We start from the raw sequence: 16,264 nt of genomic DNA, 5'->3' as shown, positions 1-16,264 counted from the left end.
TTCCAATACATCAATTTCGTACAAAAAACCCGCTGGTAAAATTTGCGAATTCTGAAAAACCAACTAGCGTCATAATTCGAAACAAACTCTAAAATTATTTAAATAATGTACAAAAGGCTCTAGAACAAGCGCTACAGGCAGCCGCCTTGCAAATGATGGCACTCCGCCAAGAAACTGGGAACGCTCTCATTTAGTGATCTAAGTCAGCTGATTGGATAGCCAACGGAATTAGTCTGTTGCCTCTCTTCTCCTGCATTGGAGTCATGCAATGTCTGAAGCTCCCGGAAAACTGAAACTCGGCGCGCTGGTTGCGTTAGTCGTGGGTTCGATGATTGGTGGCGGGATCTTTTCCTTGCCACAAAACATGGCGGCCAGCGCGGATGTCGGCGCCATTCTGATCGGTTGGGCGATCACCGCCGTCGGCATGCTCACCCTGGCGTTCGTGTTCCAGACCCTGGCCAACCGCAAACCCGATCTGGATGGCGGGGTCTACGCCTACGCCAAGGCCGGTTTCGGCGACTACATGGGCTTCTCGTCCGCCTGGGGGTACTGGATCAGTGCCTGGCTGGGCAACGTTGGCTACTTCGTCTTGCTGTTCAGCACGCTCGGTTACTTCTTTCCGCTATTTGGGGAGGGGAATACCCCTGCCGCCGTGATCGGCGCCTCGGTGCTGCTCTGGGCCGTACATTTCCTCGTATTACGGGGAATAAAGGAAGCAGCGTTCATCAACCTGGTGACCACCGTCGCCAAGATTGTGCCGCTGCTGCTGTTCATGTTGATTGCGTTGTTCGCCTTCAAACTGGACATCTTCACCGCCGATATCTGGGGCCTGAAGAACCCGGACCTGGGCAGCGTGATGGACCAGGTGCGCAAGATGATGCTGGTCACCGTGTGGGTGTTCATCGGCATCGAAGGCGCGAGCATCTTTTCGGCCCGCGCGGAAAAACGCAGCGATGTGGGTAAAGCCACCGTGATCGGCTTTGTCACCGTGCTGTTGTTTTTGGTTCTGGTCAACGTGCTGTCGCTGGGGATCATGACCCAGCCGGAACTGGCCAAACTGCAGAACCCGTCGATGGCCGCCGTGCTGGAACACGTGGTCGGTCACTGGGGTGCGGTGCTGATCAGCGTCGGTTTGATCATCTCGTTGCTGGGGGCGTTGCTGTCGTGGGTGCTGCTGTGCGCGGAGATCATGTTCGCCGCTGCCAAGGACCACACCATGCCGGCGTTTTTGCGCAAGGAAAACGCCAACCATGTACCGGTCAACGCGCTGTGGCTGACCAACGCCATGGTGCAGGTTTTCCTGATCATCACACTATTCTCCGCCAGCACTTACCTGTCGCTGATCTACCTCGCCACCTCGATGATCCTGGTGCCTTACCTGTGGTCGGCGGCCTATGCGTTGCTGTTGGCGGTGCGTGGCGAAAGCTACGAAGGCGCGGCGGGCGAGCGGCAGAAGGATCTCATCATCGGTGCCGTGGCCGTGATCTACGCGATCTGGCTGCTGTACGCCGGCGGCATCAAGTACCTGCTGCTGTCCGCCCTGCTCTACGCCCCCGGCGTAATCCTGTTCGCCAAGGCCAAGCTGGAAATCAACAAACCGGTTTTCACCAACGTCGAGAAGCTGATTTTCGCTGCGGTGGTCGTCGGCGCCGTGGTGGCGGCCTACGGTCTCTACGACGGTTTCCTGACTCTGTAACTACCCTGTTTTGTCATCTGGAGGATCACTGTAATGACCAAGGAAAAAGTTAAGTACGGCGTCCATTCCGAAGCCGGCAAACTGCGCAAAGTCATGGTTTGCTCCCCCGGCCTGGCCCATCAGCGGCTGACCCCGAACAACTGCGATGAACTGCTGTTCGACGATGTGCTGTGGGTGGCCCAGGCCAAGCGCGACCACTTCGACTTCGTCACCAAGATGCGCGAACGCAACGTCGATGTACTGGAAATGCACAACCTGCTGACCGACATCGTCGCCATTCCCGAAGCCCTGGACTGGATTCTGGAACGCAAGATCACCGCCAACTCGGTGGGCCTGGGCCTGATCAACGAAACCGCGTCGTGGCTGCGCAGCCTGGAGCCACGTCACATCGCCGAGTTCCTGATCGGCGGCGTATCAGGCGATGATTTGCCCACCAGTTTCGGCGGCAAGGCCATCGAGATGTTCCGCGACTTCCTCGGCAACTCCAGCTTCATCCTGCCGCCGCTGCCCAACACCCAGTTCACCCGCGATACCACCTGCTGGATCTACGGTGGCGTCACCCTCAACCCGATGTACTGGCCGGCGCGCCGTCAGGAAACCCTGCTGACCACCGCCATCTACAAGTTCCACCCCGAGTTCACCAACGCCGACTTCCAGATCTGGTACGGCGACCCGGACAAAGACCACGGCAACTCCACCCTTGAGGGCGGTGATGTGATGCCGATCGGCAACGGCGTGGTGTTGATCGGCATGGGCGAACGCTCGTCGCGCCAGGCCATTGCCCAACTGGCGGTGAACCTGTTCAAAAACAAGGCGGTCGAGAAAGTGATCGTCGCCGGCCTGCCGAAATCCCGCGCGGCGATGCACCTGGACACCGTGTTCAGCTTCTGTGATCGCGACCTCGTCACGATCTTCCCGGAAGTGGTGAACCAGATTGTCGCCTTCACCCTGCGTCCCGATGAAAGCAAGGCGGGCGGCATCGACATTCGTCGCGAAGAAACCAACTTCCTCGACACCGTCGCCCAGGCCCTGAACCTCAAAGCGTTGCGCGTGGTGGAAACCGGCGGCAACAGCTTCGCCGCCGAACGCGAGCAATGGGACGACGGCAACAACGTAGTGGCCGTGGAACCGGGCGTGGTCATCGGCTACGACCGCAATACCTACACCAACACCCTGATGCGCAAGGCCGGTGTGGAAGTGATCACCATCAGCGCCGGCGAACTCGGCCGGGGACGGGGCGGCGGCCATTGCATGACCTGCCCGATCATCCGCGACCCGATTGACTACTAACCTATTGCCTTGACCCTCGCTGCCCTCTACCCAAGGGCATGCGCAGGCCAAGGGGATAACCGACACCTTAGGAGATCCAAAATGGCGTTCAATATCCATAACCGCAATCTGCTGAGCCTGGAACACCACACCCCTCGCGAATTGCGCTACCTGCTCGACCTGTCCCGCGACCTCAAGCGTGCCAAGTACACCGGCACCGAACAGCAGCATCTCAAGGGCAACAACATCGCGCTGATCTTCGAAAAAACCTCGACCCGCACCCGCTGCGCGTTCGAAGTTGCAGCCTATGACCAGGGCGCCAACGTCACCTACATCGACCCGAACTCCTCGCAGATCGGCCACAAGGAAAGCATGAAGGACACCGCCCGCGTGCTCGGGCGCATGTACGACGCCATCGAATACCGTGGCTTCAAGCAGGAAATCGTCGAGGAACTGGCCAAGTTCGCCGGCGTACCGGTGTTCAATGGCCTCACCGACGAATATCACCCGACGCAAATGATCGCCGACGTGCTGACCATGCGTGAACACGCCGACAAGCCGATCCACGAGATCAGCTACGCCTACCTGGGCGACGCGCGCAACAACATGGGCAACTCACTGCTGCTGATCGGCGCCAAACTCGGCATGGACGTGCGCATCTGCGCGCCAAAAGCCCTGTGGCCGGCGGACGACCTGGTGGCTCGCTGCAAACAGTACGCAGAAGAAAGCGGCGCGCGCATTACCCTCACCGAAGACCCGAAAGCGGCGGTCAAGGGCGTGGACTTCATCCACACCGATGTGTGGGTGTCGATGGGCGAGCCAGTCGAAGCCTGGGCCGAGCGCATCCAGCAACTGCTGCCGTATCAGGTCAACGCCGAACTGATGAAAGCCACCGGCAACCCGCGCACCAAGTTCATGCACTGCCTGCCGGCGTTCCATAACAGCGACACCAAGATCGGCAAGCAGATTGCCGAGCAGTACCCGCACCTGAAGAACGGCATCGAAGTGACCGATGACGTGTTCGAGTCGCCGGCCTGCATCGCCTTCGAGCAAGCGGAAAACCGCATGCACACGATCAAGGCGATTCTGGTGTCGACGCTGGCTGATCTATAAGACCGGCACCGGTCAATGTAGGAGCGAGCCTGCTCGCGATAGCGGTCTGACATTCAACATTAATGTCGAAAGATGCTGCGCAATCGCGAGCAGGCTCACTCCTACAATTGACCGAGTCGTTTGCCTTTCCTCTGTTCAGAAGGACTAGCACCATGCGTATCGTCGTTGCTCTGGGCGGTAATGCCCTGCTCCGCCGGGGCGAACCCATGACCGCTGACAACCAGCGCGCCAACATCCGGATCGCCACCGAACAGATCGCCAAGATCCATCCCGGCAACCAACTGGTCATCGCCCACGGCAATGGCCCTCAGGTCGGCCTGCTGTCATTGCAGGCGGCGGCCTACACCTCGGTTTCACCCTATCCGCTGGACGTGCTCGGTGCTGAGACCGAAGGCATGATCGGCTACATCATCGAACAGGAACTGGGCAACCTGCTGGACTTCGAAGTGCCCTTCGCGACCTTGCTGACCCAAGTCGAAGTCGATGCCAATGACCCGGCCTTCAAGAACCCCACCAAACCCATCGGCCCTGTCTATACCAAGGATGAGGCCGAAGCACTCGCCGCCGAGAAAGGCTGGGCGATTGCCCCGGACGGCGACAAATACCGTCGCGTGGTCGCCAGCCCGAAACCGAAACGCATCTTCGAAATCCGTCCGATCAAATGGCTGCTGGAAAAAAGCAGCATCGTGATCTGCGCCGGCGGCGGCGGCATTCCGACCATGTACACCTCACCCGGCAAACTCGAGGGCGTCGAAGCGGTCATCGACAAAGACCTGTGCTCGGCGCTGCTGGCCGAACAGCTTGAAGCCGATCTGCTGGTGATCGCCACCGACGTCAACGCCGCCTTCATCGACTTTGGTAAACCCACGCAGAAAGCCATCGCCCAGGCCCACCCCGACGAAATGGAAAAACTCGGCTTCGCCGCCGGCTCCATGGGACCGAAGGTGCAGGCAGCCTGCGAGTTCGCGCGCCATACTGGAAAAGTGGCGGTGATCGGTTCGCTCGCGGACATCGAAGCGATCGTCCAGGGCAAGGCCGGCACGCGCATCAGTACGGCGACACCGGGCATCAGCTATCAATAAACGAAACTGCGGGGCAGGCCTGAGGCCTGTCCTGATTCAAGATCTTTCGAAGGAGAGTCAATAATGGCAACGTTCGAGCCGGGTCACCTGCACATCGAGCGACACGCGCTGAACAAGGATGACGTCAGCTACAACATCTACCTCGACTATGAAGTCAGCCAGGATCCCAAGGAAGGCAAAGGGATGCTGTTCAAGATGCACGGCAGCATTCAGAACAAGGACATGAGCGAGTCGTTCTTCCTGCCCAAGGACATGGCCTACAACTTCGCCAGCAACGTCACCAAGATTGCCGAGAAGCATGGCATCCCGAAAACCCATAGCAACATCGGTTCGATCCACAAGCATTACGACCAAATGTTCGAAGACGTGCGGGTGCAGTTGAACATGAAATCGGGCGACCCGGTCAAACCCGAGCACCTGGAATAACCCAGTTTCCACTTGGAGACTGCACCTGTGGGAGCGAGCTTGCTCGCTCCCACAGGTGATCATCGCCATGTAGAAGTCCGCGCAAAATTTCACCATTAGCCCGCCCCAAGGCATACTTGCCACCCTTCGCACTGCAGAACCCAAAACCGCCCCATGCGTATCCACGTCAGCTTCATCGACCGCGTCGGTATCACCCAGGAAGTCCTGGCCCTGCTCGGCGGGCGCAATCTGAACCTGGATGCGGTGGAAATGGTCCCGCCCAATGTCTATATCGACGCCCCGACCCTGAGCCCGCAAGTCCTCGAGGAACTGCGCGATGCCCTGTTCAGCGTGCGTGGCGTGCAGGCGGTGACGGTGGTCGACATCCTGCCCGGCCAGCGCCGGCACTTGCAGCTCGACGCCTTGCTGGCCGCCATGACCGACCCGGTGCTGGCACTGGACAGCGACGGCAAGGTGCTGCTGGCCAACCCGGCCCTGATCGCCCTATACGGCCGCGAACCGGGTGGTGAAAGCGTGGGCGACCTGTTTGCCGACCCGGCCTTGCTCGACGCCCTGCTCGAACAAGGCTTTCGCCTGCCGCTGCGGGAAATTACCGTCAACGGCCAGACCTTGTTGCTCGACGCCACACCGATCACCGACGCCGGCGCCCTGCTGACCCTGTACCAACCGAACCGCATCGGCGAACGCCTTTCCGCGCTACACCATGACCACGCCGAAGGTTTCGATGCACTGCTCGGCGAGTCTCCGGTGATCCGCACCCTCAAGGCGCGCGCCCAGCGGGTGGCGGCCCTCGATGCACCGCTGCTGATCCAGGGCGAAACCGGCACCGGCAAGGAACTGGTGGCCCGCGCCTGCCACGCCATCAGCGCCCGGCACAGCTCACCCTTTCTGGCGTTGAACTGCGCGGCATTGCCGGAGAACCTCGCCGAAAGTGAACTGTTCGGCTACGCCCCCGGTGCCTTCACCGGCGCACAACGGGGTGGTAAGCCGGGGTTGATGGAACTGGCCAACCAGGGCACGGTGTTTCTCGATGAAATCGGCGAGATGTCGCCGTACTTGCAGGCCAAATTGCTGCGTTTCCTCAACGACGGCAGTTTTCGCCGGGTCGGCGGTGACCGTGAGGTCAAAGTCAATGTGCGGATCCTCAGCGCCACCCACCGCGACCTGGAAAAAATGGTCAGCGAAGGGCAGTTTCGCGAAGACCTGTTCTATCGCCTCAACGTCCTCAACGTCGAAGTGCCGCCGCTGCGCGAGCGTGGCCAGGACATCCTGCTGCTGGCCCGCTACTTCATGCAGCAGGCCTGCGCGCAGATCCAGCGCCCGATCTGTCGCCTGGCGCCGGGCACTTACCCGGCGCTGCTGGGCAACCGCTGGCCGGGCAACGTGCGGCAATTGCAGAACGTGATCTTCCGCGCCGCGGCGATTTGCGAAAGCAGCCTGGTGGACATCGGCGACCTCGACATCGCCGGCACCTCGGTGGCCCGTCAGAGCGACCATGACGTCGACAGCCTGGAACAGGCCATGGACGAGTTCGAGAAAACCCTGCTGGAAAAACTCTACGCCAGCTATCCCTCGACCCGACAACTCGCTACCCGCTTGCAAACCTCCCACACGGCGATTGCCCATCGGTTGCGCAAGTACGGGATTCCGAGCAAGGCTTGAAGCCTGACACCGAACAACTGTAGGAGCGAGCCTGCTCGCGATGACGGACTGACAGCCACCATCGATGTCGACTGAACGAACGCTATCGCGAGCAGGCTCGCTCCTACAGATTCCTCCGTCATCCGAAAAACCGCGCCAAAAACGACCTCCATCTGTACTGAAAGCGCTACAGCGGAACGATATCGCTACACCCCTCTCCGATCACGGCTGTGCAAGGCTTTGATCCACCTCGGCTTTTATCATTGACATATGCCGTATCGATTTCGCTACAACGATTGATTTTCAGCGTTTGTCGAAACCACCTAAATCATTGATCAATAACAACAAAAACAACGTTGGCCGCGTTCTTGCTATGTATTCCCCATAACACGGGCATTGCCCAAGCATTCAATCGCGTCCACCAGACGAGTCTGGCCCCTTAGGAGTTTCCATGAGCGAGTTGCGTTTTACTGAAGATCACGAATGGCTGCGCACCGAAGCTGACGGCAGCGTCACGGTCGGCATCACCGCTTTCGCACAGAACGCCCTGGGCGACGTGGTTTTCGTTCAACTGCCTGAGCTGCAGTCCTACGACAAAGGCGCCGAAGCCGCCACCGTGGAGTCGGTAAAGGCTGCCAGCGGCGTGTACATGCCACTGGACGGCGAAGTGCTGGAAGTGAACCCGGCGCTGGACAGCAGCCCTGAGCTGGTCAACGAAGATCCGCTGGGCGAAGGCTGGTTCTTCCGCTTCCAGCCAAGCGACGCCTCGGCAGTCGCTCAACTGCTGGATCAGGACGCCTACGACCGCCTGATCAAAGCCAACGCCGAAGCCTGAGGAGCACCGACATGACCCAAGTGAACCCTGCCGTTGTAAACACAAGCACCGCCAACGAATTCATCGCCCGTCACATCGGCCCGCGCGCCGGTGACGAGCAAGCGATGCTCAACAGCCTCGGTTTCGACTCCCTGGAAGCCCTGAGCGCCAGCGTGATTCCCGACAGCATCAAGGGCACCAGCGTCCTCGGCCTGGAAGACGGCTTGAGCGAAGCCGATGCTCTGGCCTTGATCAAGTCCATCGCGACTAAAAACCAGCTGTTCAAGACCTACATCGGCCAGGGCTACTACGGCACCCACACACCGTCGCCGATCCTGCGCAACCTGCTGGAAAACCCGGCCTGGTACACCGCCTACACCCCGTACCAGCCAGAAATCTCCCAGGGTCGTCTCGAAGCGCTGCTGAACTTCCAGACCCTGATCAGCGACCTCACCGGCCTGCCGATCGCCAACGCCTCCCTGCTGGACGAAGCCACCGCCGCTGCCGAAGCCATGACCTTCTGCAAACGCCTGAGCAAGAACAAAGGCAGCCACGCCTTCTTCGCCTCCGTGCATTGCCACCCGCAGACCCTCGACGTACTGCGCACCCGTGCCGAGCCTCTGGGTATCGACGTAGTGGTTGGCGACGAACTCGAACTGACTGACGTGACGCCTTTCTTCGGCGCACTGCTGCAATACCCGGCGAGCAACGGTGACGTGTTCGATTACCGCGAGCTGACCGAGCGCTTCCACGCCGCCAACGCCCTCGTTGCCGTGGCCGCCGACCTGCTGGCCCTGACCGTGCTGGCCGCGCCAGGCGAATTCGGTGCCGACGTGGCCATCGGCAGTGCACAGCGCTTCGGCGTGCCACTGGGCTTCGGTGGCCCGCACGCGGCGTACTTCTCCACCAAGGACGCGTTCAAACGTGACATGCCGGGCCGTCTGGTCGGTGTTTCGGTAGACCGTTTCGGCAACCCGGCCCTGCGTCTGGCCATGCAGACCCGCGAGCAACACATCCGTCGCGAGAAAGCCACCAGCAACATCTGCACCGCACAAGTACTGCTGGCCAACATCGCCAGCATGTACGCCGTGTACCACGGTCCGAAAGGCCTGACGCAGATCGCCAATCGTGTGCACCACCTGACCGCGATCCTGGCCAAAGGCTTGAGCGCATTGGGCCTGAACGTCGAGCAAGCGAGCTTCTTCGACACCCTGACCGTGAAGACCGGCGCACAAACCGCCGCCCTGCACGACAAGGCGCACGCCCAGCAGATCAACCTGCGCGTGGTCGATGGCGAGCGCCTGGGCCTGTCCCTGGACGAAACCACCACTCAGGCCGACGTTGAGGCCCTGTGGAGCCTGCTGTCCGACGGCAAGACCCTGCCGGACTTCGCCGCCCTCGCCGCCTCGGTCGTCAGCACCATCCCGGCCGCGCTGGTGCGTCAGTCGCCGATCCTCAGCCACCCGGTGTTCAACCGCTATCACTCGGAAACCGAGCTGATGCGCTACCTGCGCAAACTGGCGGACAAGGACCTGGCCCTGGATCGCACCATGATCCCGCTGGGTTCGTGCACCATGAAACTCAACGCCGCCAGCGAAATGATCCCGGTGACCTGGGCCGAGTTCGGCGCCCTGCACCCGTTCGCCCCAGCCGAGCAAAGCGCCGGCTACCAGCAACTGACCGACGAACTGGAAGCAATGCTTTGCGCTGCGACCGGCTACGACTCGGTGTCCTTGCAACCGAACGCCGGCTCCCAGGGTGAATACGCAGGTCTGCTGGCGATCCGTGCCTACCACCAGAGCCGTGGCGAAGACCGTCGCGACATCTGCCTGATCCCGTCGTCGGCCCACGGCACCAACCCGGCCACCGCCAACATGGCCGGCATGCGCGTGGTCGTCACCGCCTGCGATGCCCGCGGCAACGTCGACATCGAAGACCTGCGCGCCAAGGCCATCGAGCACCGCGAACACCTCGCCGCGCTGATGATCACCTACCCGTCGACCCACGGCGTGTTCGAAGAAGGCATCCGCGAAATCTGCGGCATCGTTCATGACAACGGTGGCCAGGTGTACATCGACGGCGCCAACATGAACGCCATGGTCGGCCTCTGCGCCCCGGGCAAGTTCGGCGGCGACGTTTCGCACCTGAACCTGCACAAAACCTTCTGCATCCCCCACGGCGGTGGCGGCCCGGGCGTCGGCCCGATCGGTGTGAAATCGCACCTGGCGCCATTCCTGCCGGGCCACGCACAGATGGAGCGCAAGGAAGGCGCCGTTTGCGCGGCACCGTTCGGCAGCGCGAGCATTCTGCCGATCACCTGGATGTACATTCGTATGATGGGTGGCGCGGGCCTCAAGCGTGCTTCGCAGCTGGCGATCCTCAATGCCAACTACATCTCCCGTCGCCTCGAAGAGCACTACCCAGTGCTGTACACCGGCAGCAACGGCCTGGTGGCACACGAATGCATCCTCGACCTGCGTCCACTGAAAGACAGCAGCGGCATCAGCGTCGATGACGTCGCCAAGCGCCTGATCGACTTCGGCTTCCACGCACCGACCATGTCGTTCCCGGTGGCCGGCACGCTGATGATCGAGCCGACCGAAAGCGAATCCAAGGAAGAACTGGACCGCTTCTGCGACGCCATGATCCGCATCCGCGAAGAAATCCGTGCAGTGGAAAACGGCACCCTGGACAAGGACGACAACCCGCTGAAAAACGCTCCGCACACCGCCAAAGAACTGGTGGGCGAGTGGTCGCACCCATACAGCCGTGAGCAAGCGGTGTACCCGGTTGCGTCGCTGATCGAAGGCAAGTACTGGCCGCCGGTCGGTCGCGTCGACAACGTGTTCGGCGACCGCAACCTGGTCTGCGCCTGCCCGTCGATCGAAAGCTACGCTTAAACCAATGAGGGGGCGGATTTACTCGCCCCCACTTTCAGAAACACCGCAATACCCTGTAGGAGCTGCCGCAGGCTGCGATCTTTTGATCTTGATCTTGAAAAAACAGGATCAAAAGATCGCAGCCTGCGGCAGCTCCTACGCAAAGCATCTCCCGTGATACGCCTATAACAAGAAACCGGAGAACCACCATGTCGTTAAGCGTGTTCGACCTGTTCAAGATTGGCATCGGCCCCTCCAGTTCCCACACCGTCGGTCCGATGCGCGCCGCTGCGCGTTTCGTCGAAGGCCTGCGCCGTGAAGGGCTGCTGACGGCCACCACCTGCGTCAAGGTCGAGCTGTACGGCTCGCTCGGCGCCACCGGCAAAGGCCACGGCAGTGACAAGGCTGTGCTGCTGGGCCTGGAAGGTGAACACCCGGACACCGTGGATACAGAAACCGTCGCTGCGCGCCTGCAAGAAATTCGTGGTAACGGCCGCTTGAACCTGCTCGGCGAACACAGCATTGCGTTCAACGAGAAAGAACACCTGGCGATGATTCGCAAACCCTTGCCCTATCACCCCAACGGCATGATTTTCCGCGCCTTCGACGCAGCGGGCCTGCAGGTCCGCAGCCGCGAGTACTACTCGGTCGGCGGCGGTTTTGTGGTCGATGAGGACGCCGCCGGCGCCGATCGCATCGTCGAAGACGCCACGCCCCTGACCTTTCCGTTCAAAAGTGCCAAGGATCTTCTCGGTCATTGCGTCAAATACGGGCTGTCGATCAGCCAGGTGATGCTGACCAACGAAAGCGCCTGGCGCCCGGAAGCGGAAACCCGCGCCGGCCTGCTGAAAATATGGCAAGTGATGCAGGACTGCGTCGCCGCCGGATGCCGCAATGAAGGCATCCTGCCCGGCGGACTGAAGGTCAAACGCCGGGCCGCCGCGCTGCATCGGCAATTGTGCAAGAACCCGGAATCGTCTTTGCGCGACCCGTTGTCAGTGCTCGACTGGGTCAACCTGTACGCCCTGGCGGTCAATGAAGAAAACGCCAATGGCGGGCGCGTGGTCACCGCCCCCACCAACGGCGCGGCCGGGATCATTCCAGCGGTGCTGCATTACTACATGCGCTTTATCCCGGGCTCCAATGACGACGGCGTGGTGCGTTTTCTGCTCACTGCCGCAGCCATCGGCATTCTGTACAAGGAAAACGCCTCCATCTCCGGCGCCGAAGTCGGCTGCCAGGGCGAAGTCGGCGTCGCCTGTTCGATGGCCGCCGGTGCCCTGTGCGAAGTGCTTGGCGGCACTGTGCAACAAGTGGAGAACGCCGCGGAAATCGGCATGGAACACAACCTCGGACTAACCTGCGACCCGATTGGCGGGCTGGTGCAAGTGCCTTGCATCGAGCGCAACGCCATGGGCTCGGTCAAGGCCATCAATGCCGTGCGCATGGCTCTGCGCGGCGACGGACAACACTTCGTCTCCCTCGACAAGGTCATTCGCACCATGCGCCAGACCGGCGCCGACATGAAAAGCAAATACAAGGAAACCGCCCGTGGCGGTTTGGCGGTCAACATTATCGAGTGCTGATGCGCGCTCATCTGCACCCTTCTTCAGGAGCTGAATATGTCCACCGAACAACTGTTGAAAACCCCGTTGCACGCACTGCACATCGAACTCGGCGCGCGCATGGTGCCGTTCGCCGGCTACGACATGCCCGTCCAGTACCCGCTGGGCGTGATGAAAGAACACCAGCACACCCGTGATCAGGCCGGGCTGTTCGATGTCTCGCACATGGGCCAGATCCGCCTGACCGGCGCCAATGCCGCCAAGGCCCTGGAAACGCTGGTGCCGGTGGACATCATCGACCTGCCGGTGGGCATGCAGCGTTACGCCATGTTCACCAATGCGACGGGCGGCATCCTCGACGACCTGATGGTCGCCAACCTGGGCAACGACGAACTGTTCCTGGTGGTCAACGCCGCCTGCAAGGACCAGGACCTGGCCCACCTGCGCAAGCACATTGGCGACCAGTGCACGATCGAGCCGCTGTTTGAAGAGCGCGCTCTGCTCGCCCTGCAAGGCCCGGCTGCCGTGACCGTGCTGGCACGCCTGGCCCCTACAGTTGCAAAGATGACCTTCATGCAGTTCGCCCGCGTGAAGCTGCTGGGTGTGGACTGCTTTGCCAGCCGCTCGGGTTACACCGGTGAAGACGGTTTCGAAATCTCCGTACCCGCCGCGAACGCCGAAGCCCTGGCTCGCGCGCTGCTCGCTGAAGCCGAAGTGGCCGCCATCGGCCTTGGCGCCCGCGACTCCCTGCGCCTGGAAGCGGGTTTGTGCCTGTACGGTCATGACATGAACACCGAAACCACGCCGATTGAGGCGAGCCTGCTGTGGGCGATCTCCAAGCCGCGTCGTGCCGATGGTGCGCGGGCCGGCGGCTTCCCTGGCGCTGAAAGCGTATTCGCCCAGCAACAGGCAGGCGTGAACCGCAAACGCGTCGGTTTGTTACCACAGGAACGTACACCCGTGCGTGAAGGCGCCGAGATCGTCAACGAGGCCGGCGACATCATCGGTAGCGTCTGCAGCGGCGGTTTCGGGCCAACCTTGGGTGGGCCGCTGGCCATGGGTTATGTCGACAGCGCTTATATCGCACTGGACACACCGGTTTGGGCGATCGTTCGTGGGAAAAAGGTGCCTTTGCTTGTAAGCAAAATGCCATTTGTTCCACAACGCTACTATCGCGGCTGATTGAATGTTCCTATAAGTAACGCGGTTGCGTTAACGGTGCACTAATGTGTAACGCAACCGCCATATAACAGTGCATCGTTTGGCTATAAGCTTCGATTATGAACTTTGCTTATAACGATCGAAAACAACTGAACAAGACCAGAGAATAAGCCCCCGCTAGTGGACTGACTTTGCCATCAACCTGAGGAAATACGGGGCCTTCACAGGGCTTGTTTTTTCTCCCGTAGTTGGCGTAGAGTTTGTTCACTGTGTTTGCATGGGTCGCTTGGAATCGTGACCTGGGCAGTAGCCTACAAGTTAGCTACATCCCGTTCGACGTCTTCTTACTCTCCTGCAACCAGCCCCAGTACTCTTTCATGAGAAGGAGACTGTCATTAATTTTTTGCGTCAAAGGAAATAAGAAATGTCCCAACGTCAGAGCGGTACCGTCAAGTGGTTTAACGACGAGAAAGGTTTTGGTTTTATCACTCCTGAAAGCGGTCCGGATCTGTTCGTGCATTTCCGCGCTATCCAGGGCAACGGCTTCAAAAGCCTGAAAGAAGGCCAGAAAGTGACTTTCATCGCCGTGCAGGGCCAGAAAGGCATGCAGGCTGACGAAGTACAAGCAGAAGCCTGATCTTCTGTAACGAAAAAGCCCCTGATGCTGACATCAGGGGCTTTTTTGTGCGCGTAATTCCGTAAAATGGCTTCTTTTTTCTGCCCCGAGGCTGCCATGTCGAAACACCTTCTCAACCCCCAGGGCGACTTCCCCGCCGCTCCCCTGGGTCGTCGCCTGGCAGCGATGTTCTATGACTTCCTGTTGTGTACCGCCCTGCTGATCGTCACCAGCGGCATTTACAAGATGATCCAGATGGCCATCCTCGGCGAAGAAAAAATGCGCACACTGACCGAGGCCGGCGCGCTGGACGGCGACCCATTGCTCTCGACGGTGCTGCTGTTTGTGCTGTTCGGCTTTTTCGCCAAGTTCTGGACCTGGTCTGGCCAGACCCTGGGCATGCAGGTGTGGTGCATTCGCGTGCAGAACGCCGATGGTTCACCCATCAGCCTGTGGCAGGCGCTGTTGCGGTTTGTGGTGTCGATTGCTTCATGGCTGTGCGCAGGGCTGGGTTTTATCTGGCCACTGTTCGATAAACAGAAGCGCAGCTGGCATGACATGTACTCCAACACTCAGCTCGTACAAATTCCGAAGAAAACCAGGTAAACCGCCAGATGCAAAAACGCCCCGATCCTATCGGGGCGTTTTTTTGGCGGCCGGCGAATCAGGCGTTACCCGCCAGCTTCATCCGCGCAGCCTGAGTGAAGTCGAGCATGCGCTTCAATGGGCGAATCGCCTGCGGAATCAGCGCAGGATCGACAAAGATCTCGTTCGCCCCTTCTTTCAAGCACTTTAGCGTGCGCTCAAGCGTGTTCATGGCCATCCACGGGCAATGTGCGCAACTACGGCAGGCTGCGCCGTTACCGGCCGTTGGCGCTTCGATGAAGACCTTGTCCGGGCACAGCTGCTGCATCTTGTAGAAAATGCCGCGGTCGGTCGCAACGATCAACGTCTTGTTCGGCAGGCTCTGTGCCGCCGCGATCAACTGACTGGTGGAACCCACGGCATCGGCCAATTCAATCACCGATGTCGGCGACTCCGGGTGCACCAGAATCGCCGCATCAGGGTACAGCGCCTTCATGTCTTCAAGCTGTTTGGACTTGAACTCTTCGTGAACGATGCAGGCACCGTCCCACAGCAGCATGTCAGCACCGGTCTGGCGCTGAATGTAAGTGCCCAGGTGTTTGTCCGGCCCCCAGATGATGGTCTCGCCGTTATCCATCAGGCTTTCGACGATCTCCAGTGCGCAGCTGGACGTCACCACCCAGTCCGCCCGGGCTTTGACCGCCGCCGAGGTATTGGCATACACCACGACGGTGCGTTCCGGGTGCTGATCACAGAACGCCGAAAACTCGTCCACCGGGCAACCCAGGTCCAGCGAACACGTCGCTTCGAGGGTGGGCATCAGCACACGTTTTTCAGGGTTGAGGATTTTCGCGGTTTCACCCATGAACTTCACACCGGCGACCAACACGGTCTTGGCCGGATGTGCGTTGCCGAAGCGGGCCATCTCCAGCGAATCGGAAACGCAACCACCGGTTTCTTCGGCCAGGGCCTGAATCACCGGATCGCAATAGAAGTGGGCAACCATCACCGCGTCCTGAGCCTTGAGCTCGGCGGCAATGGCGGCACGGTAATAAGCTTCTTCCTCGGCAGTCAGCGGCTTGGGCTGCTTGGCGTCGAGGTGAGCCTGAACCAAAAGGCGTTCGGAAATCTGCGTCATGTTCGCAAGACCTGCAGGCGCGTTTGCGCGAAAGTCGAGTATACACCCGGCTCCGGACCCTTCTGGGTACCGCCGGGAAAGTGAGTATTCATCAGGCACGGACAGCGTTGAAGATGCGCAAGGCTACAGAATATCCCGCAGATGCAAAAGATGATTCTGACCTGCACTGCCCCGCGTGCTCTACAGCAATGCTCATAGGCAAATAGATTTGTAGTGAGAATGTATGAATCAGTAAACACGGCCACTACAATGCCAGCTGCCAACAGGGACGCGATAGCA

At 60.2% G+C, this 16,264-nt stretch carries 13 protein-coding genes; 12 read left to right on the top strand and 1 reads right to left on the bottom strand.

Annotation, left to right across the window (positions count from 1 at the left end; all coding sequences use genetic code 11):
* The first annotated feature begins 268 nt into the window (after positions 1-268).
* The 12 genes from arcD (at position 269) to KGA96_RS21795 (ending at position 14,868) form a co-directional block, all read left to right on the top strand.
* Positions 269-1,696: an arginine-ornithine antiporter gene (arcD, locus tag KGA96_RS21850; protein WP_046042233.1), complete on the top strand. Its 1,428-nt coding sequence runs from the start codon at positions 269-271 to the stop codon at positions 1,694-1,696.
* A 33-nt stretch (positions 1,697-1,729) separates the two neighbouring features.
* A complete protein-coding gene (gene arcA, locus KGA96_RS21845; RefSeq protein ID WP_046042232.1) occupies positions 1,730-2,986 on the top strand; it encodes an arginine deiminase in 1,257 nt (418 codons plus the stop codon).
* An 81-nt stretch (positions 2,987-3,067) separates the two neighbouring features.
* The gene (locus tag KGA96_RS21840) at positions 3,068-4,078 is read left to right on the top strand and encodes an ornithine carbamoyltransferase (protein WP_046042231.1); all 1,011 of its coding nucleotides are present in this window, start codon (positions 3,068-3,070) and stop codon (positions 4,076-4,078) included.
* Positions 4,079-4,230: 152 nt separating this feature from the next.
* A complete protein-coding gene (arcC, locus tag KGA96_RS21835) occupies positions 4,231-5,160 on the top strand; it encodes a carbamate kinase (RefSeq protein ID WP_046042230.1) in 930 nt (309 codons plus the stop codon).
* A 63-nt stretch (positions 5,161-5,223) separates the two neighbouring features.
* Complete coding sequence (locus tag KGA96_RS21830) at positions 5,224-5,586, top strand: DUF5064 family protein (protein WP_046042229.1); 363 nt, start codon at positions 5,224-5,226, stop codon at positions 5,584-5,586.
* A 153-nt stretch (positions 5,587-5,739) separates the two neighbouring features.
* Positions 5,740-7,248 carry a sigma-54-dependent transcriptional regulator gene (locus tag KGA96_RS21825; protein ID WP_046042227.1) on the top strand — a complete coding sequence of 503 codons (1,509 nt, stop codon included), beginning with the start codon at positions 5,740-5,742 and terminating at the stop codon, positions 7,246-7,248.
* Between the two features lie 430 nt (positions 7,249-7,678).
* On the top strand, positions 7,679-8,062 hold the full coding sequence (gcvH, locus tag KGA96_RS21820) for a glycine cleavage system protein GcvH (protein WP_046032052.1): 384 nt from the start codon (positions 7,679-7,681) through the stop codon (positions 8,060-8,062).
* Between the two features lie 11 nt (positions 8,063-8,073).
* Complete coding sequence (gcvP, locus tag KGA96_RS21815) at positions 8,074-10,941, top strand: aminomethyl-transferring glycine dehydrogenase (protein WP_223514924.1); 2,868 nt, start codon at positions 8,074-8,076, stop codon at positions 10,939-10,941.
* Between the two features lie 188 nt (positions 10,942-11,129).
* The gene (locus tag KGA96_RS21810) at positions 11,130-12,506 is read left to right on the top strand and encodes an L-serine ammonia-lyase (protein WP_223514921.1); all 1,377 of its coding nucleotides are present in this window, start codon (positions 11,130-11,132) and stop codon (positions 12,504-12,506) included.
* 36 nt (positions 12,507-12,542) lie between these two features.
* Positions 12,543-13,667 (top strand): glycine cleavage system aminomethyltransferase GcvT, encoded by a 1,125-nt coding sequence (gene gcvT / locus KGA96_RS21805; protein ID WP_046042222.1) that lies wholly within the window; start codon positions 12,543-12,545, stop codon positions 13,665-13,667.
* 403 nt (positions 13,668-14,070) lie between these two features.
* A complete protein-coding gene (locus KGA96_RS21800; RefSeq protein WP_007977299.1) occupies positions 14,071-14,283 on the top strand; it encodes a cold-shock protein in 213 nt (70 codons plus the stop codon).
* A gap of 96 nt (positions 14,284-14,379) precedes the next feature.
* On the top strand, positions 14,380-14,868 hold the full coding sequence (locus KGA96_RS21795) for an RDD family protein (RefSeq protein WP_046042220.1): 489 nt from the start codon (positions 14,380-14,382) through the stop codon (positions 14,866-14,868).
* Between the two features lie 58 nt (positions 14,869-14,926).
* Here KGA96_RS21795 and nadA read toward each other — a convergent pair whose 3' ends face one another.
* On the bottom strand, positions 14,927-15,985 hold the full coding sequence (nadA, locus tag KGA96_RS21790) for a quinolinate synthase NadA (protein ID WP_046042219.1): 1,059 nt from the start codon (positions 15,983-15,985) through the stop codon (positions 14,927-14,929).
* Positions 15,986-16,264: the final 279 nt, after the last annotated feature.

This window comes from Pseudomonas sp. GL-R-26, assembly GCF_019947365.1.
Classification (GTDB): domain Bacteria; phylum Pseudomonadota; class Gammaproteobacteria; order Pseudomonadales; family Pseudomonadaceae; genus Aquipseudomonas.
The sequence above is the reverse complement of the archived record's forward strand: the minus strand, read 5'-3'. Positions and strand labels throughout refer to the sequence as shown.